The sequence below is a fragment of the Sulfuricurvum sp. genome (genome assembly GCF_028712165.1).
Lineage (GTDB): Bacteria > Campylobacterota > Campylobacteria > Campylobacterales > Sulfurimonadaceae > Sulfuricurvum.
Map to the genome: position 1 here is coordinate 1 of NZ_JAQTQR010000048.1, position 24,062 is coordinate 24,062.

Below are 24,062 nucleotides of genomic sequence, written 5' to 3' on the forward strand. Positions count from 1 at the left end.
GCAGATTACGCGCACAATCCCTTTACGTTTGATGACTTTACAATCATCGCACATTTTCTTCACTGAAGAACGTACTTTCATCGGTAGGCTCCGTTGATTTAAATCACTTGCTTCTCGTAGGTGGAAAATGATCACACCAATACTTGTAACTACGATTGAACGCAGTTATAAACATTCAATTCTATTTGTCCGAGAGGGCAAAGTGGACGCGTATAATACAGTAATGAAGGTTAAATTTTTATTAAGGTATAAAATGGAAGGGGGATACGATTCGTCTTTATACGATTCGTATCATAAACGGAGACTCAAGAACGGCATCCAATGTTTCAAGTTGGTTCATTAACGCATGAATGGATCGTTCCGTCGCTTCGTGGGTTGCAAAGAGCAGATGCGCGCATTCCGTTTCGGAAGGGCGCTGAATAACCGCTTCAATCGATATCATGTGATCTGCAAAGAGTCTCGTAATTTGTGCCAGTATACCCGGTTTATCGATTACTCGGAGACGAAGGTAATATTTTGATCGGATATCGCCTTGGGTTTTGAGATGAAGTCCCTCTTCAAGAGGATGGTTGAATCCCAACATCGGAGAGCGCTTACCGGAGCGTACAATATCAATGATGTTGGCGACTACGGCACTCGCTGTCGCATTTCCGCCTGCGCCCGGGCCGTAATAGAGGGTTTCGCCGACTCGATCACCTACAACACTGATTCCGTTCATAACCCCATCTATTTTTGCGATCATTGCATCTTCATCGATCAAGGCCGCATGAACGCGTAATTCTACTTCAGTATCGTCACGCTTTGCAATTCCGAGAAGTTTGATCGTATATCCGAACTCTTTTGCGAATGCAATATCTTCTTGGGTTATCCCCTCTATCCCTTCGATCAGAATCTCTTCGGGTTTGGCATCGATTCCATAGGCTATGGAGGCGAGAATAAGAAGTTTATGCGCCGCATCAAATCCTCCGATATCAAAGGTCGGATCGGCTTCTGCATAGCCTAAACGCTGTGCTTCAGCCAATACATCCTCAAATGCAACCCCTTCGTTCATCATCTTCGTCATCATAAAATTACACGTGCCATTCATAATTCCCATAATAGAGAGAATATGATTTGCCGAAAGTCCGTCACGTAACGCATTAATAATCGGGATTCCGCCGGCCACACTTGCCTCAAATTCAAACGGGATATCCCCCGCGATCTCTTGAAGCTCGTAGCGATGGTAGGCCAAAAGGGCTTTGTTCGCAGTAACCACCGCTTTACCGTTTTGCAGTGCTTTCTTAACAATTTCAAAAGGGAGTTCAACACCCCCCATTAATTCAACAACAATATCGATTTCAGGGTCATCGACGATATCGTAAGGGTTTTGGGAAAGTGAAATAGAGAGGTCGGATGCTTTTTCAAGATTACGAACCACACCGCTTTTGACTACGATTTCATCCCCAGAACGTGCAGAAATAATATTTTTGTTCTCTTCAAGAATCTGTACAACAGAACGCCCGACCGTACCGACTCCAATAACGCCGACACGTGTCACTCGGCACCCTTGCAATCCAACGTACTTAAAAACTGTTTGATATTTTTTGCCGCTTGACGGATACGTTTATCGTTCTCAATCAATGCAATACGAACATACTCATCACCGTAATCCCCGAATCCGATCCCCGGTGCTACCGCGACGTTCGCTTCGACCAAAAGACGTTTTGAAAACTCCAAACTTCCTAAATGACGGGCACATTCAGGAATTTTTGCCCACACGAACATCGATGCCTGATTACGACGAACCGGCCAGCCTGCGCGGTTAAATGCTTCGATCAAAACATCTTGGCGATGATCGTATTTATCGGTAATCTCCTGTACACACGTTTGATCGCCTTGAAGCGCAATCGTTGCTGCCACTTGGATCGGGGTAAACATTCCATAATCCAACCAGCTTTTGATTTTTTGAAGAGCCCCGATCAATTTAGCATTTCCGACAAAAAAGCCGACGCGCCATCCCGCCATGTTGTAGCTTTTTGAGAGGGTAAAGCTCTCAACCGCTACATCTTTTGCTCCCGGAACGGACATAATAGACGGAGTTTTGTACCCGTCGAATGTCAAATCACCGTAGGCAATATCACTGATGATGTAAAAACGTTCCCGTTTTGCCATTTCGACAATACGGGTATAAAATTCCGGGGTTACCGTTGCTGTTGTCGGATTATGAGGAAAATTGACAACTACGAATTTCGGTTTAGGAAAGGATATATGAAATGCCTGTTCCAATCGTTCAAAGAAAAGATCTTCATCGACTTTATAATCTTCATCAAACGGCAACTCCATTTTCTGAACATTACCGCCCGCTAAAATGAATCCGTATGAGTGAATCGGATACGTCGGATCAGGGACTACCGCGACATCACCCGGATTGGTGATTGCATAGGCGAGATGGGCATACCCCTCTTTAGAACCCATTGTTGCAACCGCTTCGGTATCCGGATTAAGATCGACGTCATAACGGCGTTTGTACCAATCACAAATCGCTTGTCGGAGTTTTGGTATCCCTTTGGAAACCGAGTATCCGTGTGTTTTGGTTTTTTGTGCCGATTCGATCAACTTTTCGCGAATATGTTTCGGTGTGTCCCCGTCAGGATTTCCCATACTAAAATCGATAACGTCGGCTCCGGCACGTCTGCGCGCCATTTTAAGCTCGTTTACTTCGGCAAATACATATTTCGGGAGGCGTCTAATCCGGTCAAATTGGATTTCATCAAACATGGCTACAACCTGTGATTAAAAAATTGCGCCATTTTAGCATAAGAGGCTTAGTTTTTATATAATGTAAGGACTTATCGTCCAGGGCTCATGGATTCGATCCACATCCCTTCGTGAATCACTTTCATCCCCTGAGCATTGGAGATTTTAAGATAATAGGCGTTTTGGGGAAGTTCAAATTGATATTCATCTTTTGGCTCCAACGAACGGAATGAATCCAAAACATGCATTGAGCTGTCCAAAACGGCAATCTCAGGATACCATTTACTCGTATAGGGAGGGACAATACGGATAGTCTGTCCCTGTTCAACACGAAACCATTGGGCACTGTTTACCCGTTTGAGTTCTGTACCCTCATCACTTCCAAGCAAGGGGGTATTCCAAATAGCATCTTGTGTATTCAGCACTAATGCAAGTCCGTTTTGATCTGCATGGGCACTGTCGATTCGGATTCCCTGTTCTTTTAGGTTTTCACCCAGAACTTCCGGAGTGAACACTCTGTTCCCGCTCGCTATCCCCTCGATATTTCCTGAACCGTTTTGAACGCTCAACGACGAAACATCAAACTTATATCCCAAGGCATTAAATGCTTGAGTAATGGTTCTTAGGCTTACCGTAGGCTCACCGGTGAAAGTAATCTGAATATTAAACGATATTCCCCAAAGAAGATAAGGGAAACATAGAAATAAGATTAAACGTTTCATTCAGCAACCCTTACCAGTCTTTTCCACCGTTTCGTTCTATGAATTCATCTTTGTTCAACTCTTTCAAAACGCCATTTTCACAAATAAAACGGATGGGATCCATTTGTTTAAACTCAATTTTTCCGGATGATGACTCAACTTCCAAGCGTCCATGTCCTAAGAAGATGAGCCAATTTTTAGTCGTATCAATGCGAATCGGATCCGTCGTGATCTTTTGAATTCTCTTACCGGTTGCCATATCGATCATCCCGTACCAAACTTTATAAATCGGATGGATAATAAGTCCTTTTCCCGATATTGTGGGCTCAGGAGCACTCGGCTTAGTAGCGTTTTTCTCACTGTTTGCTGTAACAATCGTGCTATTTGTCTCATTGATATCTGTCATATTGGTATCGATCATAGCATCTTTGATCGGCATGGTCGGTACGCTCAGTTTCATCACCTCTTCGTGAGGTTCATTGGACATTTTACCTTGTGCAATGTATCCGGCGATCATCAACATTGCAATCAAAATGATTCCGGCGAGTATCCATTTGGGTTTCGAATTTGAAGAAGATTGTAAAATCACGGATTGTTTTGGGGGTAACGTAGCGATATGGTCTTGATAAAACTTTGTGTATTCCTCTTTGATTTCGTTCAAGTCAATCCCGTATTCACGTTCCAAAATCGACATAAAACCCATAAATTGAACACGTCCGATATCTCCATAGGACTTGGTCAAAACCAACTCTACTTTATCACGGGAGATATGAGTCCGCTCATGAATTTTCTCTGTTCCCAGAGCCTGCAAATCTTCGAACGTACTAGGTTGTTTCATCTCATTCTCTCCATCAAAATTGCGCCGGCAACACCGACATTCAAAGAATCAAAATCGTGTGCCATAGGGATAGATATTCCTACATCGAGACTTTTTTGAACTCTGCCGCTGAGTCCCTCTCCCTCGTTACCCAATACCAACGCCCGTTTTGCAGCAAACGTAGTCTCACGAATATCTTGTCCGTCCATAACTGCTCCGTACACCTGAAACCCTGATTGTTTCAGCTCATGCAGTACGTCATGGATATTATGAATAATGACGATCGGAAGATCAAGTGCCGCGCCGCTGCTGGTTCGGATCATCGGTTCCAGATTCGGCTCTTTAATGCCGCTGATGACAATCGCTTGCACCCCAAGTGCATAGGCACTGCGGATGAGCGAGCCGATATTTCCCATATCGGTAATCGAACTGAGTATCACCACAAAGTCGCATTTTTTGAGAAATGGTGAAGCATAGGGAACAACTTGAGAAATCTCGGCGATATAACCTTGATGATTTCCCCCTTTGACCATTGCTTGAGCCGCTTTTTCCGGGATTCGTTTAATTTCAAAGCCCATTTTCATAAGCAGCGAATACTCTTTTTTCTCAATCTCTTTTGCCAGATAAAGAACCTTGATACGATCCTTGTGGCGTTCTAGTGCGTAATAAACCGGTTGTTTTCCATATATAAGCATGTTGTATTATATCCTAAGATTGTAAGAGGCGCTGATAGCACTCTTTTGGATTCTCGCCGGTAATCTTGGCGATCAGTTTGGAAGCGGCTTTTTTGGGAATATCCAGAGCAAGAATATCCTGCTCGCTCAAAGATGAGCCTTTGGCCGCGGAAGCTTCGATTACAACCACCCATTCACCCCGTATCTCTTTTTCCATCTGTGGAATCAACTCGGATGCCGTTCCGCGATAAAACTTCTGATACCGTTTGGAAAGTTCTTTTGCTAAAAAAATCTGCCGATCAGGTGCTGCAATGACAAGTTCTGCAAGTAATTTATCCAAACGCTTGGGAGATTCGTACAATATCGTCGTATAGCCGTTAAACAAAGCTTCTTGAAGCGCGGAAGAGCGGTCATTCCCTTTGTGGGGCAAAAATCCGAAAAAAAGCATTTTCGTCTCTACAAATCCACTGGCAACAAAAGCGGTAAGTGCTGCATTCGCACCCGGTAAAATATCATAAGAAATACTCTGATCTAAACAATAGCGTACTAGCATTTGCCCTGGATCACTGATCCCAGGCATCCCAGCATCACTCACATATACCACATTAGAATTAAAAAATTCGAGAGTCAGTTTGGAAACGAAATCCGCTTCATTATGGGAATGAAGACTCAAAAATTGCGGCTCTGAAGTCGTAAGATTATGGCGCTCTTTGAGCAAATGAATCAGTTTTTTGGTAACACGGGTATCTTCACAAAGGATGACATCAGCAGTGGATAAAACGTCGAGAGAACGAAGTGAAATATCAGAAATATTTCCGATAGGAGTGGGGACGAGGCTTAGCATAAGAGTGCTCGGTTTCTGCCCCCAAAGAGGCAAAGGTTTAAATTACGAATTTAAAGCGTAACGTTTTTTGAATTTATCAATACGTCCTGCTGTATCTACTTGACGTTCAGAACCGGTATAAAACGGGTGACATGCACTGCAGATATCGACACGGATTGTGTCTTTTGTGCTGGTTGTTGTGAATGTATTACCGCATGCGCAGCTAACAGAACACTCTACGATGTTCGGGTGAAGATCTTTTTTCATAGGTTTGCCTTGTGATCGACGGCGTTGTACGTCGGTCTGTATAGTTTTATATCCGTACGGGGGCGGATAATTGGACGCGAATTATAACGAAAAATTTCTTTTTTTACAATAATCGTGATGCTATCGCGACTGCGGCGGTTTCGGAACGTAAAATCATCGGTGACGAAAAAAGCCGTACACGATGAGAGGCAAACTGCTTCCGCTCATTCTCATCAAAACCACCCTCACACCCGATCACGACTGTCTCGATATTTTCATCCGATTTTAGGGTCTCTCCGCCGAAATCCAAAATGACGGCATCCGGATGTGCTTTTAAAAAGGTACTTAACGCCGGTGATTCGCTCAACTCGATCAAAGAGGTTCGTCCGCATTGCATAATCGAGCTTTCCATAAGACGCATCATACGCTCATAATCGAGCCGAAAATTTTGCTGTGAGCGATGGCAATGGATGAAAGTGATTTTTTCCACCCCAAGTTCAGTCAGCATCGGCAACGTTTTTTCGACCGTCTTAGGGTCAATTAAACACCATCCGATATGAAGCTTACGTTCATTGACACATGGGGAATGATGGTGACTTTGAAGCGAAAAGTAGCCATTTTTTCCATCGGTTCGTTCCAGATGGTAACGATACTCTTCGCTCAATTTTTCTTTTGTGCGAAAACATACCGTATCCCCGACTTTATGACGGCGAACTTTAATCAAATACTTATAGTCTTCACCCGAAATACTCAGCTCCAAAGAGCCGGCATTCGAATTCAACATGAATTTCACGCCAGCATCCACGCAGTAATCAAAAGCAGCATCGCCATTTCAATTCCCAAGAAGCGGAAGGCTTTTTTCTTATATTCGCTAAAAGCACCCTCTTTTGTGATATCGGTTCGGCGTTTGAGAGTTTTATACCGTTTGGCTTCCAGTATAATCATCACGATGCTTGCGACGATCATTGCTATGTTAGGCAATGTAAACTGCAAGTGTTTCGCCGCCATCATGACAGCGCCGGTCAATATCAGCATCGCGATCAACGAGCCTGAAATCGGCATAACAACCCGCATCCGTTGTGCATAACGGACAATCTGCTGTGACAAGGCAAGCATAGCGATATTAAAACCGACTATCCCCATCAGTACAATAACACCCGCATAGTGGATTTCTATTCCAATTTTATACATTTCTTCCATAAAGGGGATTTTACCTAAAATCGCCTATAATTGATACTACAAAATAGCAGATGCAAAAAGGATCCCTATGGCAATCAGTGTAGAAGAGGCATTAGAACAGGTATACAAACTCTCATCGCCATTGGGAAGCGAAATCGCACCGATCGAAAACAGTATCCATCGTGTACTGGCTGAAAATGTCGTTGCAGAATATTCACTCCCCTCTTTTGACAATACCGCCATGGACGGATACGCCGTGCGTACCGCAGATGCCGGAAAAACTCTGCTGCAGTCTTGTGTCGTATTTGCGGGAGATAAAGACGAGATCCGTCTTGTAGAAGATCAATGCATCCGTATCATGACAGGGGCAAAAATCCCTCAAGGGTGCGAAGCGATAGTCCCTATCGAAGAGGTCGTTGTCAATGAAGACCACGTCACCTTCCCTTCCTTTATCAAGGCATCTCAACACATCCGTCTCAAAGGCGAAGATATCCAAGCAGGTATGACCCTCCTCACTGCGGGAACCTTTCTTTGTGCCCATCATATCTCTCTCTTGGCTTCCCAGGGAATTACACATGTCAAACTCTATCGCCGTCCGAGTGTCGCCATCTTTTCTTCGGGCAATGAACTTAAAATGCATTATGAGACCTTGGGAGCCAATCAGCTCTACAATACCAATACCCCTACATTTGCATCGCGTGCCCGTGAACTCGGATGCGATGTTATCTCTACCGCAACAGCAGAAGATACTCTCGAGTCGATCCAGGAACATATCAAAAGTGCATTGAATGCCGATCTGATCATTACCTCCGGCGGAGTGAGTGTCGGGGATGCCGATTTCACCAAAAAAGCGTTTCAATCGCTCGGTTTCGAAAGTGCTTTTGAATCCGTGGACATCAAGCCCGGGAAGCCGACTACCTTCGGGCGGATCGGGAATACTGTGATTCTCAACCTTCCCGGAAATCCTCTTGCAGCAGCACTATGTTTTGAGCTCTTTGGTCAGAGTGCCATCCTCTCGCTGAGCGGAAGAAGCGATAAATACCTCTCCACGATAACCACTAAAATTGCAGAACCGTTTAAAATGAAAAAAGGTCGCCGTGCTTTGATTCCGGGATGGTTTGATGGAGCGGCATTCACTCCAAGCGCCAATTTCGGTCCGGGAATGGTACTGCCGCTGTCGCAGGCAAACGCCTATATGATGGTGGATGCTTCGGTTGATGGATTTGAGCAGGATGCGGTGATCAAAGTGATCCCTACACGATGGTGCATGAGTTCTCCGATCCAGAATTCGCTGATTACGCTCTAAACGGTTTGCGGATTTAAAAACGTTTCTCCGGCTAATATCTTTTGCCATAATCGTGGATCGCTCCACCCCTCACGAACTTCATCACTGAATAAGATCGATTCCAAAGGTATGACCCCCATCCGTTCCGAATAGGCATCTTCTTCAAAACATTGCGCATATCCCGTTTCGGTTTCATGTACGATGATACTGTGGAGTTTTACCTCTTGCTCTCCGTTAATCATGTCGGTGGATGACAAAAGACGATCCAGCATCAAAAATATAACGCGACTAAACTGTTCGCATGATGGAGATACCGGAAGAAGTACCCATCGATTGGAATGCTCTTTCATCGCTTCGATATACTCTGCATGATCACCGTCCCAGATAGCTACGGCATGATCAAAGCTGTCAATCAGATCTTTCATCCCCTGCTTCATAAGACCAAAATCGTAGACCATCTGACCGTGATCAAGATATTTAGATTCAAACAGCACTTCGACTTTGTACGAATGGCCGTGAATTGAAGCACGGCATCGCTGAGTTGAGCACCCGCGAACGATGTGGGCATTTTCGAATTTAAAAAGTTTACGAATTACCATAATAAACCTTGTCGTTTTAAAGTCACATTCTATGACTTAAATGTCATACGTATTATACCCCGTGGTTTTGATCCCAAATTCGAATGTGCAAACGATCCGAGTAGATAAACCCGCGGAGTTTACAAAACTCGATCACCGCTTCGCAGTTCGCTTCGATATGAGCTTTATCCCCTCCAAGCGGCATACAATAAACCGGTGTAAAAGGATGCGGGGCAATGATCTCATCGATTTCGGATTCGATATGACTTACCAATGAGGGCTCATCCACGGTAAATTTGAAAAAACTCTCTTTTGCGTTGGCGATGATTTCCCCGTACACGTCCGGCTTTACCCGTTTTTCTATTGGTTCGCCGCTGTTTGAGAGTTTTACCGAAAGGGCATACGTTGCTTGTTTATAAAAAGGGAACCGTTTAAAATCGGGAGCAATGGTCGCATTGGTTTCAAACGTAACCCGATGACCTTGTGATACCAAATATTCCATAAACTCAACGAAAATCGGCTCATTCGCATAGATGAGAGGCTCACCGCCGGTGAGGACAATATCCACATGCGGAGGAAGACGATATCCATTCATAATCCAAATCAGTGTTTGAAGTTCTTCGATTTCCTGCCAGAGTTCACCAAACGCTTTGCGATCGACAGCATACACCGTATCGCATCCCAAAATCTCAGAACCGTCCGGTGCACTCTCACGGCATCCGAACCCTTCGCATTTTAGATTGCATCCGCCGAATCTGAAAAACAGTGACGGTACCCCCGTGTATTTCCCCTCGCCTTGAACCGAATAGAAATGTTCAACTAAATACAGCATCTCACCCCCCGGTTTCGTAAAACGCACGGCTGGAGACTTCAGAATCTCCTTCACTCCAGCGATTCTTTTCCGGCTTCGTCCGAATGACTTCTTTAAGCACCAATGCCGCTTCTTTGATATCTCCGCGTCTCACTGCATCGCGGATCGACATCGCTTCATCAAAATAAAGGCACGGAATCAAATTCCCCTCGGCTGTAAGACGGATACGATTACATTTGGTACAAAAATCGTCTTTGTGCGGTTCAATGATTCCAAACTCATAACCGTCTTCTAGTTTGTAATAGTGTGACGGTGAGTGGCCGTCAAATCCCTCATCTATATACGAATAACGGCTCCCGATGATTTCCAGCAACTCGATGCTGTTCATCCCTTTGATATCCACTTCGGCATGGACGTTTTCCATATATTCGATAAACCGGACGACCATCCCTCTGGCTTTGCAGTATTCCAAAACATCGAGAACTTCGGACTCATTGAGTCCTTTCATCGGAACCATATTCACTTTTACTTTCAAACCGACACGAAGCGCCTCTTCAACCCCTTCGAGAACCTGACGAAGGACATCTTTTTTTGCAATGGTTTCGGCTACTTCGGGTTTAAGTGAATCGATTGATACATTCAAACGTCGCAAACCTGCATCATAAAGTTTTTGGGCTGACCCTTTCAATAAAAAAGCATTGGTCGTCATCGCTAAATCAATATCGTTTTTATAGTCGTAAATCAGTTTGATAAATTTATCGAGATCTTCTCTCAGCAGCGGTTCACCGCCGGTGATACGAATTTTTTTAATTCCTTCGTCAATGGAAACTTTGATAAATTCAAACAACTCTTCAAAACTGAGCAAGTTTTCTTTTGGAACCCACGAAAAAGGTTTTTCCGGCATGCAGTATTGACAGCGAAAATTACACCGTTCCGTCACTGAAACACGTAAATAATCGACCGTTCTGCCATAACTATCTATTAACACATATATCCTTGAAAAAATCCTAAAATTAGGAGCAATGCGCGATAGTACCTAAAAGTTGTTTTGAATTTTATTTATTGAGGGAATTAGAGGAAGAACCCCTGGAAGGGGTTACGTTATTACCAGCCGCGAACGACTGCGTGACATGCGGTACACGCATCCACGATTTCAGAATACGATTTATGTGCTTTTGAATACTCTTTTTTATCCAATGCTTTGATCAAGTCATTAGATGCAGTATCAATACGTTTTGCCGCATTGAATGCGATATTACTCATATGCTGTTTATCTTTTGGAAGATATTTTTTAGTTGCATCGACATCGTGGAAAAGTGCATCTGCTTTTTGAATCTCACTAACTCCACCTTTGATCAGCGCTGGAGAATTATAAAGAAACCCTTTTTGAACATTGCTCAATCCGTTTTCCATTTGACTCATGTTAAGGGCCAAGGTATCATCTGCCATAACACCTGAAGTGATAAGGGCAGAGAGAGCCAATATTTTAATCATTTTCATCCGTTACTCCTCGTAAAGGTGCACCTTAGTGCACCTCCTCCCAAATTTTGCGTTTCCATAGATATGCGAGGAACGCGAACACTACCATGTACGCCATTACCCATAGTCCAAGGCTGTTACGTTCCGCTTTTTTCGAATCACCGATCTCTTCCATATATGCGATCACTTCTTCTTGCGCTTTTTCGGTCAATCCCACACGTGGCATTGATGTCCCTTTGAGCAATACTTGAGGATCATTTACAAAACTGTGGAGATAGTGTTCACCACGGCTTTTAATGTACTGAGACAAATCCGGAGGAACTGTTCCCATATAGGTTTTAAGGTTATCCGCAGGAGTTGTTGCTTCAATCCCGGCGTATTGCATATTGTGACAACGTCCGCATGCCGCTTCAAAAGTTGCTTTATGACCCGCTTTATCATCCGTTACTTTTACAGCGATCGATTGCAAGTAAGCAACGATATCCATAATGTCTTGAGGCGCCATCCAGTTGTAAGAAGGCATTGGGAATTGTTTTCCGCTCTCAGCATTGTATTTGTGTTGCAAATGCATTGCGCTTACCGGATCAAATACAAAATTCGCCAAGAAGTTCGCATCATAAATACGTCCTGCATGACTCAAATCCGGTGGTACAACACCGTATGATGCAGCGGCATCGGCGTTACTCATCACCGCAGGATTACCTGCAGCTTCGATTGCATGACATGCGATACAGTTCGCTTCAACAAGTGTTTTTCCGTTTGCAGCATTACCGGTTAACTTGGTATCAACGTTTTTAACATCTTGGAAAGTAAAATCGGCTGGAGCCACTTCAGGATGCATAACACTGTGTGCATACGGTTCGATTCCATAATACGTAATCCCGACAAGAATCAGGATTACGGCTAAAATTTTAAATTCTTTCATTATTTTCTACCTGCCTTTTTAGCTTCCATCTTCGTAATAAACGGTAATGAGAGGAACAATACCAAGAACGTCAATGACGCACCGAAACCAACCCATGCATTAGGGCCGGTCGGAGGCAATTTACCAAATTCAGTCAATACCATCAAATCTGCCATCAAAATCCAGAACCAATATTTAAAGAACGGACGTTGATTCGCCGGTTTAACCGTAGGTGAACGATCCAACCAAGGAATCAAGAGGAAAATAACGTTTGCAAAACCAAACGCCATCAATCCGAGAGATTTACCTGAAATACCCGCGATTTCAAAGAACCATCCGCGCAATACTTCATAACTCCACAAGAAATACCACTCAGGATAAATATGAGCAGGTGTTTTAAGACCGTTTGCTTTATCAAAGTTGATCGGATCCATTGCAAAATCGTAATGGAAGAACACCAAATAGAAGAAGAAAATCAAAAACACACCCATAACGAATACATCTTTTGACAAGAATACAGGCCAGAAAGGGATAACTTTAGAGTGTTTTTTGTCACCGGCAAGGTATTTTTCTGCTTCTACTTCATAATCAAAAAACTCACCTTTTTCGTTGTTAACGTGAGGGAAACGAAGCGAATAGAAGTGGAATACGATAGCACCCAAAATCGCCAATGGAATCAACAATACGTGTAACATAAAGAAACGAGTCAATGTTGCATCCGCTACATAGAAGTTACCGCGAATCCAAACAACCAAATCATCACCGATGAAAGGAATACCGCCGAAAATTTCAGTAATAACATACGCCGCCCAATACGACATTTGTCCCCATGGAAGCATATATCCGCTGAACCCTTCTGCAGAGAAAAGCATGAATAACAACATCCCTGAAATCCAGATCATCTCACGTCCCTTTTTATATGAGCCGTAATAGATACCCGTAAACATATGGATATAGATAATCAAGAAAACAACCGAAGCACCCACTGCGTGGATATGACGGAATAACCAACCGTATGCAACCTCTTGCATAATGGTGTAGTTAACACTGTCAAACGCCATATTAACGTCCGGTTTGTAGTACATCAACAAGAAAATACCCGATACTAAAAGCATCGTGAAGAGCATGGTTAACAATACACCCATAGCCCACAAGAAATTGATATTTTTCGGAATCCAATATTCCGTCATCATCACTTTCGCGAAATTGACAACGCCAAGGCGTTGGTCAAACCATTCAAGCATAGAATCTGCTTTTTTAAATTTTGCCATTTCGCCCCCCTTACGCTTTCGCCGTCATTTTTTTGTATTCCGGACCTTCATCGCCTAGGACGAGGGTTGTACCGTCAATTTTGAACGGTGGAATATCCAATGGTCGAGGCGGAGGTCCAAATGTATTGACACCGTCAGGACTGTACTCACCGCCGTGGCAAGCACATTTAAATAGTTTTTTATCTTCTTCATAACCCGGAATACAACCGAGGTGCGTACAAAGACCGATCATTACCGAATAGTAATGATCGCCGACTTTGACAGTACGGCCATCTGTCGGTTTCATATCTTCGGTGTATTTAAGAATAAATACCGGTTTACCCCGCCATACAACGATATCTAATTTATTGGCTTCCAAGCCAGATACGTCTACCGTTGTAAAACCGGCAGACATAACACTTGGAAGCGGATCCCACGTTTTTTTCATCGCAATGAGAGAGGCAACCCCCCCGACCGCGGCAACGGCACCAAAGGCTTTACCAATAAACCCTCTTCTGCTTTCGTCCATCATAGCCATCTCACTTAATTTGGAAATTTAACCCTACATCATAAGTTAAAAAGGTTTAAGTTTCTATAAATTGAAAGTTTTTCTTATGAATTCGATTACTTTGGTGTTACTTTTTTCAAATGTGTGATAAGAATTTGATACAGCTTTATTTATCGTTTGCATAAGCTGTTCTTGGGACAATTCTTTAATAATCGGGATTGAAAGTGACTCAAATAACGGAATAAAATTATTTGTATAGTCGATACGTTGTAAATAAATCGGTTTGCCGCCGCTTATTAAGTTTTGAAGCACCGCTTGAGGTGATCCGCTGATCAAAATATCGCTTTGACGAATCACTTCATCGTACGATTCCGAATCGTAAATTGTTTTAAAACTCTCTTTCAGGGCTTTTTCATATCCGAGAAAATGGTAAAAACCCATCAATAAATCCATATGAAACGGGGCAAAAAGGGATTGATTTTTCTCCAAGTCTTTTTCATAATCATCATCCCCGAAAAAAAGCGCAAGAGGAATTGTTTTCGGAAGCTGCTCATAATAGCGTTCGTGAACCATAAATGCTTTACATATATTGTCACCCTCCAGGTACGGTGACAATAAAAACTCTCTGGCATGTTTCGTGTCTAAAGGGTCATCACTGACACGGATAAATGTTGAAAAGAACTGTGTCATGTCATCCAAAAGCGTTGGGTTGATCTCTGCCGAATCAAAAATAATTTTATCGCCGTGATGTGCGATTTGAGGAATATTCCGAACCAAATCGACTCCGACGGAGCGCTTAATTCCATACTCTTTTGCTTCCGCCGCGATGCGAAAATCCGAACAGAGCAGTGTAATATCGATCTCTTTTTGAAGTTCAGTGACAATGGAAACGGCGCGGTGAAACCGATCCAGTCCTATACGGTGCCCCGTATGGACATAATAAAAATAACGCATTATTTACCTTTTCCTGCCATTTTGATATAGATGTGCAAAATATCCAAAGCTGCCGGTGTCATACCGCTAATCTGCGATGCGGCTTGCAACGTCGGAGGATTGAATTTGAAGAGTTTATCCACGATCTCGTTGGAAAGACCCGAAACTGTTTTGAAATCAAAATTCTCCGGGATCGTGATATGGAGCATTTTGGACATCCGTTCGATATCGTCGCTTTGTTTCTCAACGTAACGGGCATATTTTGCCTCAATCAGAATCTGCTCTTGGATATAGGGGTCAAGCTCTGCGAAACTCGGAATCAGCTTCACCAATTTGTCCAGTTCAAAACTTTTACGGGAAACGAGCTGGGTTGCGGTGAGTTTATCGGTAATATGTTCTTCATCGATAGAAGCCAAAAATGCCAAGAACTCTTTGTTCGGAGTATAAACGGTCTCTTCAAGAAGTTTCAGCCCCTCCGCGATTTGAGCGCGTTTCATCTCAATCCGTTGCATCTGCGCATCATCGATAAGTCCCAAAGCGTGACCGTATCGGCCCAGACGCAAGTCTGCCGTCTCTTCACGAAGCAATAGCCGGTATTCGGCACGGGAGGTGAACATACGGTACGGCTCTTTCGTCCCTTTGGTTACCAAATCATCGATCAGAACACCGATATACGCTTCGTCTCGGCGTAAAACCAAAGGCTCTTTTCCTTGGAGTGAGAGTGCGGCATTGATTCCCGCCATCATCCCCTGAGCCGCTGCCTCTTCGTATCCGGTGGTTCCGTTGAGCTGTCCGGCACAATAGAGATTTTTGACTTTTTTCGTTTCCAATGTATGTTTGAGTTCGGTCGGATCGACGTAATCGTACTCGATCGCATATCCGTAACGGACGATTTTAGCGTTCTCCATTCCCACTACGGAGTGGATCATGGCACGTTGAACATCCGGCGGAAGCGACGTCGACATTCCGTTGATATAGCATTCGGTATTCTCCGCCGTCTGCGGTTCGATAAAGAGATGATGACGCTCTTTATCCCGGAATCGGTTAATCTTGTCTTCGATACTCGGGCAATAACGCGGCCCTACCCCCTCTATCTGACCGGTAAAAAGCGGTGCACGATGGAAATTCCCCTCGATCAGGTGATGGGTCTCTTCATTCGTATAGGCGATATAGCATGGAAGCTGTTTTTTCGTCCGTGCAAATTCGGCACGGTCGGTACGAAAACTGAACGGATTCGGAAGTTCGTCCCCGTCTTGGATCTCCATGACACTAAAATCGATTGAGGAGCTATCGACACGGGGACAGGTTCCCGTTTTGAGCCGTCCGACATTCAGCCCTGCTTCACGAAGAGAGTCGGTAAGCCCTTTTGCCGGAAATTCGCCAAAACGTCCTGCCTCCTGAGTGATCTCACCGATATGGACGACACCGTTTAGAAATGTCCCCGTTGTCAAAATCACCTTTTTGGAACGGTATTCATTGAGCAAATGGGTACGCACGCCGACAACCGTATTGTCTTCGATAATCAACGAGTTAACAGTCTCTTGGATAAGCGACATATTCGGAGTCGTCAAAATTTTATTCCGCGCTATTACACGGTAGCGATCCATATCAATCTGCGCTCGGCTTCCGCGGACGGCAGGCCCTTTGGTGATATTGAGGATTCGAAACTGGATACCCGCTTCATCGGTAAGCAGTCCCATCTCTCCGCCCAGAGCATCAAGTTCGCGTACTAAATGCCCTTTCGCTAACCCGCCGACGGCCGGGTTACAGCTTGTCGCTCCCACCTGTTCCGCTAAAATAGAGACCATAAGAGTATTTTGTCCCATACGCGCCGATGCAAGAGCAGCTTCAATTCCTGCATGCCCTCCACCGACGACGATTACGTCATATGTCATAATTGCTTCTTTACATAGATTATTAGTGCAATTATAGCTTCCATTGTTGAAACCTATAAAAAGGCAAAGGAAAAATTGCCTACAATTAAGAAAATATTTTGATGACAGGTGACATACATGGATGCCGCAAACACCAAAACATTAGAAGAGCTACTGAAAAACTATATTCCTGAACCTCTCGAATACGATCCTGAGGTTGACGGCGGAGACGAGTACCTAGTCCGAGATGAACTCCTCAAGAAAAAAGAGGAACTCAAAGACGTTGTCACTAAACTTAAAGAAAAACAAAGAAGTGACCGAAAAGTGCGTCGTTAAGACCGCCTCGCTATAATCACGTCAAAATTAATCGAGGTTATCTTTATGCTCCAAACCGCATTTGACGCTTTCAATGCCCAGCGCTACGAAGAGGCGCTAGAACTGTTCGAAACCCTAGCGCTCCAAAACAACCCTACCGCCCTCTCATCACTTGGCTACATGCACCAAAAAGGGTTAGGGGTCGAAAGTTCGCTGGAGCGCTCTTTTCTCCTTTATTCTCAGGCTGCCGAGCTAAATGAACCAGCCGCGCTTTACAATCTTGCTCTCATGTATGCCGACGGAGTGGTCGTGCCGCACGATCAATTCAAGTCATACGATCTGATGCTTCGCGCCGCCATACTCGAATTCCCTCAGGCACAGTTTGAAGCGGCTCTTGCCCTAGAGCGGGGACTCGGGTGTGTCCAAAATTTCTCCGAAGCGGCATTCTGGTACGAAGAGGCCGCCAAACGGGGAAATGCCAATGCCTTTAACAACCTCGGAGTCCTTTTCAAAGAGGGACACGGGGTATCCCAAGACTATGCCAAAGCATTTATCTGTTTTTCCCGTGCCGCCAATATGAACCTAGCAGAGGCTCAATACAATCTTGGACTGATGTTTGATCAGGGACTCGGGTGTGAAATGAATAACGATACCGCTTTGGAGTGGTGCCGTAAAGCAGCCTACAACGGTCATGAAAAAGCGAAAAGCATTATCCGTTCTTTGCAAGAAGAGGGTAAAATAGTCTTTTAATAAAGGAGTTCGATGTTTACAGGTTTGATTCGGGAAATGGCAACAGTCAAAAGTTTCGGCGGTAACCGCCTGGTACTCAAAGCCACCCATAAACCCAAACTCGGTGACTCCATCGCAATCAACGGTACCTGCCTCTCTGTGGTTAGCATCGAGAGCGACGGATTCACCGTTGAACTCTCCCCTGAAACACTCTCGCATATCGCCACCGAAAAACTCTCCGGCAAAGTCCATATCGAACCTGCCATGATGATGGGAGATCGATTCGAGGGGCATATTGTCCAAGGACATGTCGATACGATCGGAACGATTCGCTCCATTACCGATAACGGCAACAGCTATGATGTGATCGTCGATGTCGATGCCGAATTTATCCCTCTGATCCCTCCGAAAGGCTCCATCACTATAGATGGTATCAGTCTCACCGTCAACGAAGTGATGACAAATGCGTTCCGACTCACCATCATCCCCATCACGATGCGCGAAACCCTTTTCGGGACCTATAAGAAAGGGACACGTGTCAATATTGAAACCGACGTATTTGCCCGCTATATGCGTCATATTCTTACCTCATCGGGTAAAAAAGATCTTAGCTGGAACGACATCGATCATATAAGCGCGTTGTATTAACCTATGAAAACCATCGAATGGATCATGATGGGAGCCTTTGTCGGAGGGCTCGTGCTTGCCTTTTACAAACTCTATCTCTTTTTCCCGAAAAAACGGTTAGCTGATGATGATACAACGCCCGAATCGGTAGAACTGTTAGAGCGGATTATGGTCGAATGCAACAATTCCCATCCTCATATTGACGAAGAATCTCTGTTTCAAATGATGACCGTACATCACGATTTTGATTCGAAACACTTTTGGCGTTTTAACGAAAACCGCCTGCGTCACCTCATCGACCATTATCGGCTTAAAGAGCCGAATTTTCGTCGCTAAGGCTTTGTACGTTCGGATTACACCGAATCTTATACTCCATATCCACTTTCTCATATCCATCAATCTCTTGATGTGAAGCGATCGTCGCGTTGCGATACCCCTCACCTGAGTTCATATAGACATTCAATCCGTTTTCATAGAGTGCCAGTCGTGTTGCCAATGCCGTTGAGTAGGTAGTAATAACTCCATCCTCTCCTATAAGCCGTGCGATATCAGTGAAATATTCCCGTGTCCAGAGTACAGGATTGACAGAAGGGCTAAAGGCATCCTGATAACAGATATCCCACTCCCCCTCCAACTCCCGCATCGCGGCTCTGGCATCGGTAATCTCGACCGTGATCTGGGTTCGTTCATCCTCATAACCTCCCATTGTCGCGATATCGATGATAATGTTGCGGTACGGTTCAAAAATTTCGGGATAGGGAAAGTCGACGAGAGAAGCGACCAACTCACCGTCGAGCTCAGGGGAGTAGATTTCGAGTGTCGTATTTGGAAAATAGGAATCACGATAATAGAGACTCAATAAGGTATTAAATCCCAAACCAAAACAGATGTCGATGATGCGGAGATGATCTTTTTGAGCATGCAGGGCAAAGGCCGGTTCGATATGTTTTTTGAGCGATTCGTTGAGGGCGCCGTCTTTGGTCGAGTGGTAATGTTCGTCATACTCGGGAGAATATGCCGTATAACTGCCGTCTTCGCTCTGTACCCACTCTTTTGCCATTACCGAACCTTTTTTCGTTTGGCAAAATTATATCTTTTTACCTTCCAAAACTATAATGACAATCACTTTTCAACAAACCGGTATCTCCGCGTTTCAGTGTTCGTCCCAGTAGATACCACTGCCATATTCGGCATGAAATCCAAGCGCATCGAGTTCCTGCGCATATTCGATCATTTCACATACCTCTTCATCGAAATGATGGACTAAATGGTTGAAATTGGAATCGTTCATTTCCACTACGTCGTATTCATACATGGCTTATCCTTTGTATAAGATATCACTATGAATACATCAAATATTCCCGCTTTTTTATCTTCTCTTCACACCAATCTTGCGATAATAATCAAAAATGCAACAAAATTGTCATACTTTATTTATTCCCAATGATGTTTCATCCTTTTTTCCATCTCAATTCTTCATAAAATATATCTTTTTGCCTTCCCTAACTATAATGGTGTTCACATTTAACAAAGCGGAAACTATGGATACAAAAGAAAAGCAAGGGATCATCACCGTCTCTATCGGCATACTGCTCTTAATATTCAGCATGATCGCTTCGGCAATGTTTGCAGAAAAAATAATGTATGGAGAATATCTTTTTACGGCTACCTCTCTCACTGGATTGATTTTAATGTTCATCGGGATGAGAAAGATAATGCAACACACGGTGTCGAAGAGAAGATAAATTTATTAGAGACCATTACCCCACATATGCATCTTCTTTGCAACAATCACATCGTATCCCACTATCAGATCCGTAATCGTATTCGCTGCACGAAATTCCGCTTTCTCCAGCAAAGCCTCAATATCCGATGTCTCTATCGCCCCTTTGGATTGGACGATTATAACCTCAGCGGAGTTTTCCAAAGAACGGTAGACAAGTTGTAATAATTTTAGCGGGAAGGTATGCAGGTGTAAAACATCTTGGAGGATAATCGTTTCGTAATCGCGGGTAGCTGAGCGGACTAGAGAGTTAAAATCTTTGATCGTATCTTTTTTACCGATAACATCAGAGGAATACTCCTCATGCTCCCCCGGATAAAAGGAAAGATCGACCATTGCGTTAAAAGGCTCTAAAAAAGCACATACCTCTTCAATAAGATTATCGCCATGAGAGGTCGCCACCAAGATTTTCATCTGAGGCGAGGTTTGAAAAAGATCGCAGAAGGAACTCATAATGACAAGTCATGCAACTCGCGGAACAGATAGGCTTCGACAATGTCATCTATACTGCGCTGTGTATGGGCAACTAAGACCATCATCTGATTGTCGATAAACTCCATCACCGGCTCATAGTTCCCTGTCACGATGACCGCATCGAGCCATCCGTCGATTGCGGTTCGGTCGGTGTAGAAATTGATCTCTACGACTTGCCCCTCTTCGACTTCGACGGTTGCCCAATGAGTTGCCGATAAAATTCCGGTAAGTTCGCTCTCTTGGGTATCATCCCCATCCATCGGTAATAAAAGCACCATGATCAATTGACCTTTGTTAGATCGAGCTTCAACGCTTCGTTATCCATAATATCAATATCTTTGCGTAAAACTTCGGCTGCAATCGCTTTTGCATCTTCGAGTGAGTGCATTTTATACGTACCGCATTGGTAGATATTGAGTTCAGGGATATCGCTTTGTTTCTCAACGGCAAGAACATCTTTCATCGATGCTTCCCATGCCGAAACGACCTCTTCTTCACTCGGCGTACCTATAACACTCATGTAAAATCCGGTACGGCATCCCATAGGGGAGAGATCAATGATCTCGGTAGAGCCTGAGTTTAGGTGATCGCGCATAAATCCTGCAAAAAGGTGCTCGAGAGTATGAATCCCCTCTTGGGAAAGAATTGCTTCGTTAGGACGGCAGAAACGCAGGTCAAACACAGTGATATCATCGCCTTTTGGCGTTTTCATCCCTTTGGCACGACGTACAGCCGGTGCGGGCATAATAGTGTGGTCTACAGTAAAGCTATCGAGTAATGGCATAGAACTTCCTCACATTAAATGGAGGAAGTGTAACAAAAAGGTTTAAATCGAGGATTAAAATCGAAGAATAATCTCATTGGCCTATTCAGGACAAAATAATTTTATACTTGAATCACTTAGTATTCGATTGTACGCGGCAATTCTTTTGCTTCTTCCACCCATTGAATGATCTCTTTTTCTGTTGGGACACGTCCGCTAAGATTTTTTGATGTATTAACTTCTTCCATTTTTTTGTGCAGATTTGCAGGGACACGCTGGGCTAGTTCTTTAACCGTATCCACTCCAGATGCTTCCAAAAGCTCCGCATATTGTGGTCCTACACCTTTAATACGAAACAAATCAACCATATTCGCGAAACGTAAAATAATTTTTTCTGAGATCTCAGTTGTCTTTGCCAGCATTGAACGTTTTGTCCGTGTCGATACTGCTTCTAGGAGTGCATCTGTATCCATAATCCCCGCTGCACGGAGTTTAGCACCCATAACCGGGCCAATTCCCTCAACTGCATCAACTTTATAATTTGCCATACTATACCTCCATAGTTTTTAAATATGATAAACTATAACATTTAAATGTAAACGAAATATTTGATTGTACTTATAAATAGCAGCGCAGTATAGCGCTACTCTTTTATTGTACAGCTAATAAAGCTGTTTGGAATGCAGTTAAATGATTATATGAACCTGCTCGTAGATTTTCGAATACTTGCACCACATCAGCTGGCATACCTTGCTCATAGGTAACGATATCGATAATATCTTTTTCTTCAATTACTACCCCAACCTTTAATCCCTCAACCAAAGAAAGTGATCCTTGAGCCGTTAATGTATTATATAGATTTTGTAATTCCGGAAGTACAAATACGCCAGTGACAGCTTCGTTTATATTTGAAATATCTACATTATATTTCCTGCATAGGTTTTCTACAGAATCCATATGTTTTTGTTCTGATGCTGCAATGTTTGAAAATGTATATGTTGCAGGATATTTAATAGCAAATGTTAAATACACATCACGGGCTACTTTTTCTTCCTGATACATAAATAATAATGATGCTTTTTGCATATCCGTTAATACAACATTTGAGGCTGCAGGCTTAGCATATAAAGACCCTACCAATACAAACACCGTTAAAATTGCTACTCTTATACCTTTTATCATTCTTCACCCTTTTCGTTTTTATGATAGAAAATATAGCATTGAAGTGTTAGCGATGTGTTAGCAACCTCTCAAATGAATATACTAAAAAATCTCAGCGCAGCTCTTTCATATTTTCAAATAGATCCATAGGTAGATGTTGATCCATATCCTCTTTTACTTTTTCAATATGAATATTACAAATCGATTCTTTGAGTTCTTCGGCAAGTTTTAGAAGTTCTTCTTTGCTTTCACGTTTCGCGATACCTCGAGCGGAACATCCGGTAGTATTTAGGTGGTTATAGGTCATACGATACATTATAATAATCCAATAATTGTTTTAGTAGAGACACTAAAGCAAAGAGAGTTCCACAATATAAGAAAATTTATGAAAAGAAGAAAAGAGGGGAAAAGGGGGAGTGAAGCAGGTGTCTATTAGACACGAGCCTCTTCACGTCGTTGGAGACGTTCCCACTCTTTATCGACACGTGCTTGCCACTCATCGAGAAGGTATTCGTATTGCTTGGTGAAAAGGTGTTTAAAACGCCCTTGAGCACCGAGGTAATCGCGTACCGGGATAATATTTTTCGGGCGATACGTAATATTCAATTCCGTACCGTTGATGATTTCATACAATGGGAATACCAATGAATCGGTTGCCAAATCAGAGATAGCGATGGTGTCTTCCGGTGCAAATTTCCACTCAGTCGTACAAGCCGACATCGCATTAATGAAAACCGGACCTTCTGCCGCAAATCCTTTTTGGATTTTAGCAACCATATCTTTCCATTTGTTCGGAGCAACTTGAGCAACGTATGGAGCACCGTGTGCCGCCATAATTCCCATCATGTCTTTTTTGTTTTTCTTCTCACCGTAGCTTACACGTCCTGCAGGAGTTGTCGTAGCCGACGCACCGATTGGTGTAGATGATGAACGCTGTCCGCCTGTATTTGCATAAACTTCATTGTCCAGACAAACATACATCATGTTGTGTCCGCGTTCGAAACATCCTGAAATCCATTGGAAACCGATATCGTAAGTCGCACCGTCACCGCCGAATGCGACGAATTTAGGTACGCGATCCGGTTGTTTTAGACGACCTTTGGTTTTAAGCGCTTTGTACATTGCTTCCGCACCTGCTACTGCAGATGAACCGTTTTCAAATCCGATGTGAATCCAAGAAGCATCCCATGAAGTATACGGATAAACTGCCGTACAAACTTCCAAACATCCTGTAGATGCCGCAAGGATCAAATCATCGTTCGTTGCATTTAAAACTTCGCGAACAATAATCGAGTGGGCACAGCCCGGGCAAAGAAGGTTAGCCCCTTCAAAGCGATCCGCCGAAGTGGAGAACTCTTTGAGGTTTTTAATTTTTTTAATTTCTGACATAAGGGCTCCTTAGAAAAAAGAGA

34 protein-coding genes are annotated in these 24,062 nt (G+C 43.6%); 6 read left to right on the forward strand and 28 right to left on the reverse strand.

Going from position 1 to position 24,062, the window contains the following annotated elements; genetic code table 11:
• From rpmJ to PHP90_RS09345, 10 genes are all read right to left on the reverse strand, one after another.
• A partial coding sequence (gene rpmJ, locus PHP90_RS09300; RefSeq protein WP_299928732.1) for a 50S ribosomal protein L36 occupies positions 1-81 on the reverse strand: 81 nt, incomplete at its 3' end.
• 196 nt (positions 82-277) lie between these two features.
• A complete protein-coding gene (locus PHP90_RS09305; RefSeq protein WP_299928652.1) occupies positions 278-1,537 on the reverse strand; it encodes a homoserine dehydrogenase in 1,260 nt (419 codons plus the stop codon).
• Positions 1,534-2,757 carry an LL-diaminopimelate aminotransferase gene (locus tag PHP90_RS09310; RefSeq protein ID WP_299928655.1) on the reverse strand — a complete coding sequence of 408 codons (1,224 nt, stop codon included), beginning with the start codon at positions 2,755-2,757 and terminating at the stop codon, positions 1,534-1,536. Before PHP90_RS09310 ends, PHP90_RS09305 begins: the two co-directional genes overlap by 4 nt.
• Positions 2,758-2,828: 71 nt before the next feature.
• Positions 2,829-3,458, reverse strand: a complete 630-nt coding sequence (locus PHP90_RS09315) for a hypothetical protein (RefSeq protein WP_299928658.1) — start codon at positions 3,456-3,458, stop codon at positions 2,829-2,831.
• A 10-nt stretch (positions 3,459-3,468) separates the two neighbouring features.
• Positions 3,469-4,275, reverse strand: a complete 807-nt coding sequence (locus PHP90_RS09320) for a hypothetical protein (RefSeq protein ID WP_299928661.1) — start codon at positions 4,273-4,275, stop codon at positions 3,469-3,471.
• The gene (gene rlmB / locus PHP90_RS09325; protein ID WP_299928664.1) at positions 4,272-4,949 is read right to left on the reverse strand and encodes a 23S rRNA (guanosine(2251)-2'-O)-methyltransferase RlmB; all 678 of its coding nucleotides are present in this window, start codon (positions 4,947-4,949) and stop codon (positions 4,272-4,274) included. Before rlmB ends, PHP90_RS09320 begins: the two co-directional genes overlap by 4 nt.
• A gap of 13 nt (positions 4,950-4,962) precedes the next feature.
• Entirely contained in the window at positions 4,963-5,772 is an 810-nt protein-coding gene (rsmI, locus tag PHP90_RS09330; protein WP_299928667.1) for a 16S rRNA (cytidine(1402)-2'-O)-methyltransferase, read from the reverse strand.
• Positions 5,773-5,814: 42 nt separating this feature from the next.
• Positions 5,815-6,018, reverse strand: a complete 204-nt coding sequence (rpmE, locus tag PHP90_RS09335) for a 50S ribosomal protein L31 (RefSeq protein ID WP_299928669.1) — start codon at positions 6,016-6,018, stop codon at positions 5,815-5,817.
• Between the two features lie 103 nt (positions 6,019-6,121).
• Positions 6,122-6,781, reverse strand: a complete 660-nt coding sequence (locus tag PHP90_RS09340) for an RsmE family RNA methyltransferase (protein ID WP_299928736.1) — start codon at positions 6,779-6,781, stop codon at positions 6,122-6,124.
• 5 nt (positions 6,782-6,786) lie between these two features.
• Positions 6,787-7,197 carry a hypothetical protein gene (locus PHP90_RS09345; protein WP_299928672.1) on the reverse strand — a complete coding sequence of 137 codons (411 nt, stop codon included), beginning with the start codon at positions 7,195-7,197 and terminating at the stop codon, positions 6,787-6,789.
• A gap of 67 nt (positions 7,198-7,264) precedes the next feature.
• Between PHP90_RS09345 and glp the strand changes: the two genes are divergently transcribed.
• The gene (gene glp, locus PHP90_RS09350; RefSeq protein WP_299928674.1) at positions 7,265-8,482 is read left to right on the forward strand and encodes a gephyrin-like molybdotransferase Glp; all 1,218 of its coding nucleotides are present in this window, start codon (positions 7,265-7,267) and stop codon (positions 8,480-8,482) included.
• On the opposite strand, the gene PHP90_RS09355 is transcribed toward glp, so the two are convergent.
• From PHP90_RS09355 to mnmG, 9 genes are all read right to left on the reverse strand, one after another.
• Positions 8,479-9,060: a 6-carboxytetrahydropterin synthase gene (locus PHP90_RS09355; protein WP_299928676.1), complete on the reverse strand. Its 582-nt coding sequence runs from the start codon at positions 9,058-9,060 to the stop codon at positions 8,479-8,481. The two genes, glp and PHP90_RS09355, sit on opposite strands and share 4 nt — an antisense overlap.
• Before the next feature lie 52 nt (positions 9,061-9,112).
• A complete protein-coding gene (locus tag PHP90_RS09360) occupies positions 9,113-9,871 on the reverse strand; it encodes a 7-carboxy-7-deazaguanine synthase QueE (RefSeq protein ID WP_299928678.1) in 759 nt (252 codons plus the stop codon).
• A 1-nt stretch (position 9,872) separates the two neighbouring features.
• On the reverse strand, positions 9,873-10,838 hold the full coding sequence (gene moaA / locus PHP90_RS09365; RefSeq protein WP_299928680.1) for a GTP 3',8-cyclase MoaA: 966 nt from the start codon (positions 10,836-10,838) through the stop codon (positions 9,873-9,875).
• 116 nt (positions 10,839-10,954) lie between these two features.
• On the reverse strand, positions 10,955-11,350 hold the full coding sequence (locus tag PHP90_RS09370) for a hypothetical protein (protein ID WP_299928682.1): 396 nt from the start codon (positions 11,348-11,350) through the stop codon (positions 10,955-10,957).
• A 25-nt stretch (positions 11,351-11,375) separates the two neighbouring features.
• A complete protein-coding gene (locus PHP90_RS09375) occupies positions 11,376-12,254 on the reverse strand; it encodes a c-type cytochrome (protein WP_299928684.1) in 879 nt (292 codons plus the stop codon).
• Positions 12,254-13,504, reverse strand: coding sequence for a cytochrome bc complex cytochrome b subunit (locus PHP90_RS09380; RefSeq protein ID WP_299928687.1), 1,251 nt, complete (start codon positions 13,502-13,504; stop codon positions 12,254-12,256). The genes PHP90_RS09375 and PHP90_RS09380 overlap by 1 nt, the downstream gene beginning before the upstream one ends.
• 10 nt (positions 13,505-13,514) lie before the next feature.
• Positions 13,515-14,015 carry a Rieske 2Fe-2S domain-containing protein gene (locus PHP90_RS09385; RefSeq protein WP_299928739.1) on the reverse strand — a complete coding sequence of 167 codons (501 nt, stop codon included), beginning with the start codon at positions 14,013-14,015 and terminating at the stop codon, positions 13,515-13,517.
• A gap of 60 nt (positions 14,016-14,075) precedes the next feature.
• A complete protein-coding gene (locus PHP90_RS09390; protein ID WP_299928690.1) occupies positions 14,076-14,945 on the reverse strand; it encodes a hypothetical protein in 870 nt (289 codons plus the stop codon).
• Positions 14,945-16,819: a tRNA uridine-5-carboxymethylaminomethyl(34) synthesis enzyme MnmG gene (gene mnmG, locus PHP90_RS09395; protein WP_299928693.1), complete on the reverse strand. Its 1,875-nt coding sequence runs from the start codon at positions 16,817-16,819 to the stop codon at positions 14,945-14,947. Before mnmG ends, PHP90_RS09390 begins: the two co-directional genes overlap by 1 nt.
• A gap of 117 nt (positions 16,820-16,936) precedes the next feature.
• Between mnmG and PHP90_RS09400 the strand changes: the two genes are divergently transcribed.
• Genes PHP90_RS09400 through PHP90_RS09415 form a run of 4 tightly spaced genes read left to right on the forward strand, consistent with a single transcriptional unit; the run spans position 16,937 to position 18,805 of the window.
• The gene (locus PHP90_RS09400; RefSeq protein ID WP_299928695.1) at positions 16,937-17,134 is read left to right on the forward strand and encodes a hypothetical protein; all 198 of its coding nucleotides are present in this window, start codon (positions 16,937-16,939) and stop codon (positions 17,132-17,134) included.
• Positions 17,135-17,179: 45 nt separating this feature from the next.
• Positions 17,180-17,863 carry a tetratricopeptide repeat protein gene (locus tag PHP90_RS09405; protein ID WP_299928698.1) on the forward strand — a complete coding sequence of 228 codons (684 nt, stop codon included), beginning with the start codon at positions 17,180-17,182 and terminating at the stop codon, positions 17,861-17,863.
• 12 nt (positions 17,864-17,875) lie between these two features.
• Positions 17,876-18,490 carry a riboflavin synthase gene (locus tag PHP90_RS09410; protein ID WP_299928700.1) on the forward strand — a complete coding sequence of 205 codons (615 nt, stop codon included), beginning with the start codon at positions 17,876-17,878 and terminating at the stop codon, positions 18,488-18,490.
• Between the two features lie 3 nt (positions 18,491-18,493).
• Positions 18,494-18,805, forward strand: a complete 312-nt coding sequence (locus PHP90_RS09415; RefSeq protein WP_299928702.1) for a hypothetical protein — start codon at positions 18,494-18,496, stop codon at positions 18,803-18,805.
• Here the strand turns inward: PHP90_RS09415 and PHP90_RS09420 are convergent.
• Positions 18,780-19,529: an MnmC family methyltransferase gene (locus tag PHP90_RS09420; RefSeq protein WP_299928704.1), complete on the reverse strand. Its 750-nt coding sequence runs from the start codon at positions 19,527-19,529 to the stop codon at positions 18,780-18,782. The two genes, PHP90_RS09415 and PHP90_RS09420, sit on opposite strands and share 26 nt — an antisense overlap.
• Positions 19,530-19,622: 93 nt before the next feature.
• Positions 19,623-19,784: a hypothetical protein gene (locus PHP90_RS09425; RefSeq protein ID WP_299928706.1), complete on the reverse strand. Its 162-nt coding sequence runs from the start codon at positions 19,782-19,784 to the stop codon at positions 19,623-19,625.
• Between the two features lie 226 nt (positions 19,785-20,010).
• Here PHP90_RS09425 and PHP90_RS09430 point away from each other — a divergent pair, with 226 nt between their 5' ends.
• Positions 20,011-20,214 (forward strand): hypothetical protein, encoded by a 204-nt coding sequence (locus PHP90_RS09430; protein WP_299928709.1) that lies wholly within the window; start codon positions 20,011-20,013, stop codon positions 20,212-20,214.
• 5 nt (positions 20,215-20,219) lie between these two features.
• Here the strand turns inward: PHP90_RS09430 and PHP90_RS09435 are convergent, their stop codons facing one another.
• The 7 genes from PHP90_RS09435 to PHP90_RS09465 all read right to left on the reverse strand — a co-directional run bounded on the left by PHP90_RS09435 (position 20,220) and on the right by PHP90_RS09465 (position 24,039).
• Positions 20,220-20,654, reverse strand: coding sequence for a hypothetical protein (locus tag PHP90_RS09435; RefSeq protein ID WP_299928712.1), 435 nt, complete (start codon positions 20,652-20,654; stop codon positions 20,220-20,222).
• A gap of 47 nt (positions 20,655-20,701) precedes the next feature.
• Positions 20,702-21,004, reverse strand: a complete 303-nt coding sequence (locus tag PHP90_RS09440) for a hypothetical protein (protein ID WP_299928715.1) — start codon at positions 21,002-21,004, stop codon at positions 20,702-20,704.
• Between the two features lie 2 nt (positions 21,005-21,006).
• A complete protein-coding gene (gene luxS, locus PHP90_RS09445) occupies positions 21,007-21,510 on the reverse strand; it encodes an S-ribosylhomocysteine lyase (protein ID WP_299928717.1) in 504 nt (167 codons plus the stop codon).
• Positions 21,511-21,626: 116 nt separating this feature from the next.
• Positions 21,627-22,037, reverse strand: coding sequence for a DUF4332 domain-containing protein (locus tag PHP90_RS09450; protein WP_299928720.1), 411 nt, complete (start codon positions 22,035-22,037; stop codon positions 21,627-21,629).
• Between the two features lie 103 nt (positions 22,038-22,140).
• Positions 22,141-22,671, reverse strand: a complete 531-nt coding sequence (locus PHP90_RS09455; RefSeq protein ID WP_299928723.1) for a DUF2202 domain-containing protein — start codon at positions 22,669-22,671, stop codon at positions 22,141-22,143.
• Positions 22,672-22,762: 91 nt separating this feature from the next.
• On the reverse strand, positions 22,763-22,957 hold the full coding sequence (locus PHP90_RS09460; RefSeq protein WP_299928726.1) for a hypothetical protein: 195 nt from the start codon (positions 22,955-22,957) through the stop codon (positions 22,763-22,765).
• Between the two features lie 125 nt (positions 22,958-23,082).
• Entirely contained in the window at positions 23,083-24,039 is a 957-nt protein-coding gene (locus PHP90_RS09465) for a thiamine pyrophosphate-dependent enzyme (RefSeq protein WP_299928729.1), read from the reverse strand.
• Positions 24,040-24,062: the final 23 nt, after the last annotated feature.

Coding starts and splice junctions, on each gene's coding strand:
- PHP90_RS09310 (WP_299928655.1), bottom strand. CDS start 2,757: ATGTTTGATGAAATCCAATTTGACCGGATTAGACGCCTCCCGAAATAT.
- PHP90_RS09315 (WP_299928658.1), bottom strand. CDS start 3,458: ATGAAACGTTTAATCTTATTTCTATGTTTCCCTTATCTTCTTTGGGGA.
- PHP90_RS09320 (WP_299928661.1), bottom strand. CDS start 4,275: ATGAAACAACCTAGTACGTTCGAAGATTTGCAGGCTCTGGGAACAGAG.
- rlmB (WP_299928664.1), bottom strand. CDS start 4,949: ATGCTTATATATGGAAAACAACCGGTTTATTACGCACTAGAACGCCAC.
- rsmI (WP_299928667.1), bottom strand. CDS start 5,772: ATGCTAAGCCTCGTCCCCACTCCTATCGGAAATATTTCTGATATTTCA.
- rpmE (WP_299928669.1), bottom strand. CDS start 6,018: ATGAAAAAAGATCTTCACCCGAACATCGTAGAGTGTTCTGTTAGCTGC.
- PHP90_RS09340 (WP_299928736.1), bottom strand. CDS start 6,781: ATGTTGAATTCGAATGCCGGCTCTTTGGAGCTGAGTATTTCGGGTGAA.
- PHP90_RS09345 (WP_299928672.1), bottom strand. CDS start 7,197: ATGGAAGAAATGTATAAAATTGGAATAGAAATCCACTATGCGGGTGTT.
- glp (WP_299928674.1), top strand. CDS start 7,265: ATGGCAATCAGTGTAGAAGAGGCATTAGAACAGGTATACAAACTCTCA.
- PHP90_RS09355 (WP_299928676.1), bottom strand. CDS start 9,060: ATGGTAATTCGTAAACTTTTTAAATTCGAAAATGCCCACATCGTTCGC.
- PHP90_RS09360 (WP_299928678.1), bottom strand. CDS start 9,871: ATGCTGTATTTAGTTGAACATTTCTATTCGGTTCAAGGCGAGGGGAAA.
- PHP90_RS09370 (WP_299928682.1), bottom strand. CDS start 11,350: ATGAAAATGATTAAAATATTGGCTCTCTCTGCCCTTATCACTTCAGGT.
- PHP90_RS09375 (WP_299928684.1), bottom strand. CDS start 12,254: ATGAAAGAATTTAAAATTTTAGCCGTAATCCTGATTCTTGTCGGGATT.
- PHP90_RS09380 (WP_299928687.1), bottom strand. CDS start 13,504: ATGGCAAAATTTAAAAAAGCAGATTCTATGCTTGAATGGTTTGACCAA.
- PHP90_RS09385 (WP_299928739.1), bottom strand. CDS start 14,015: ATGATGGACGAAAGCAGAAGAGGGTTTATTGGTAAAGCCTTTGGTGCC.
- PHP90_RS09390 (WP_299928690.1), bottom strand. CDS start 14,945: ATGCGTTATTTTTATTATGTCCATACGGGGCACCGTATAGGACTGGAT.
- mnmG (WP_299928693.1), bottom strand. CDS start 16,819: ATGACATATGACGTAATCGTCGTCGGTGGAGGGCATGCAGGAATTGAA.
- PHP90_RS09400 (WP_299928695.1), top strand. CDS start 16,937: ATGGATGCCGCAAACACCAAAACATTAGAAGAGCTACTGAAAAACTAT.
- PHP90_RS09405 (WP_299928698.1), top strand. CDS start 17,180: ATGCTCCAAACCGCATTTGACGCTTTCAATGCCCAGCGCTACGAAGAG.
- PHP90_RS09410 (WP_299928700.1), top strand. CDS start 17,876: ATGTTTACAGGTTTGATTCGGGAAATGGCAACAGTCAAAAGTTTCGGC.
- PHP90_RS09415 (WP_299928702.1), top strand. CDS start 18,494: ATGAAAACCATCGAATGGATCATGATGGGAGCCTTTGTCGGAGGGCTC.
- PHP90_RS09420 (WP_299928704.1), bottom strand. CDS start 19,529: ATGGCAAAAGAGTGGGTACAGAGCGAAGACGGCAGTTATACGGCATAT.
- PHP90_RS09425 (WP_299928706.1), bottom strand. CDS start 19,784: ATGTATGAATACGACGTAGTGGAAATGAACGATTCCAATTTCAACCAT.
- PHP90_RS09430 (WP_299928709.1), top strand. CDS start 20,011: ATGGATACAAAAGAAAAGCAAGGGATCATCACCGTCTCTATCGGCATA.
- PHP90_RS09440 (WP_299928715.1), bottom strand. CDS start 21,004: ATGGTGCTTTTATTACCGATGGATGGGGATGATACCCAAGAGAGCGAA.
- luxS (WP_299928717.1), bottom strand. CDS start 21,510: ATGCCATTACTCGATAGCTTTACTGTAGACCACACTATTATGCCCGCA.
- PHP90_RS09450 (WP_299928720.1), bottom strand. CDS start 22,037: ATGGCAAATTATAAAGTTGATGCAGTTGAGGGAATTGGCCCGGTTATG.
- PHP90_RS09455 (WP_299928723.1), bottom strand. CDS start 22,671: ATGATAAAAGGTATAAGAGTAGCAATTTTAACGGTGTTTGTATTGGTA.
- PHP90_RS09460 (WP_299928726.1), bottom strand. CDS start 22,957: ATGACCTATAACCACCTAAATACTACCGGATGTTCCGCTCGAGGTATC.
- PHP90_RS09465 (WP_299928729.1), bottom strand. CDS start 24,039: ATGTCAGAAATTAAAAAAATTAAAAACCTCAAAGAGTTCTCCACTTCG.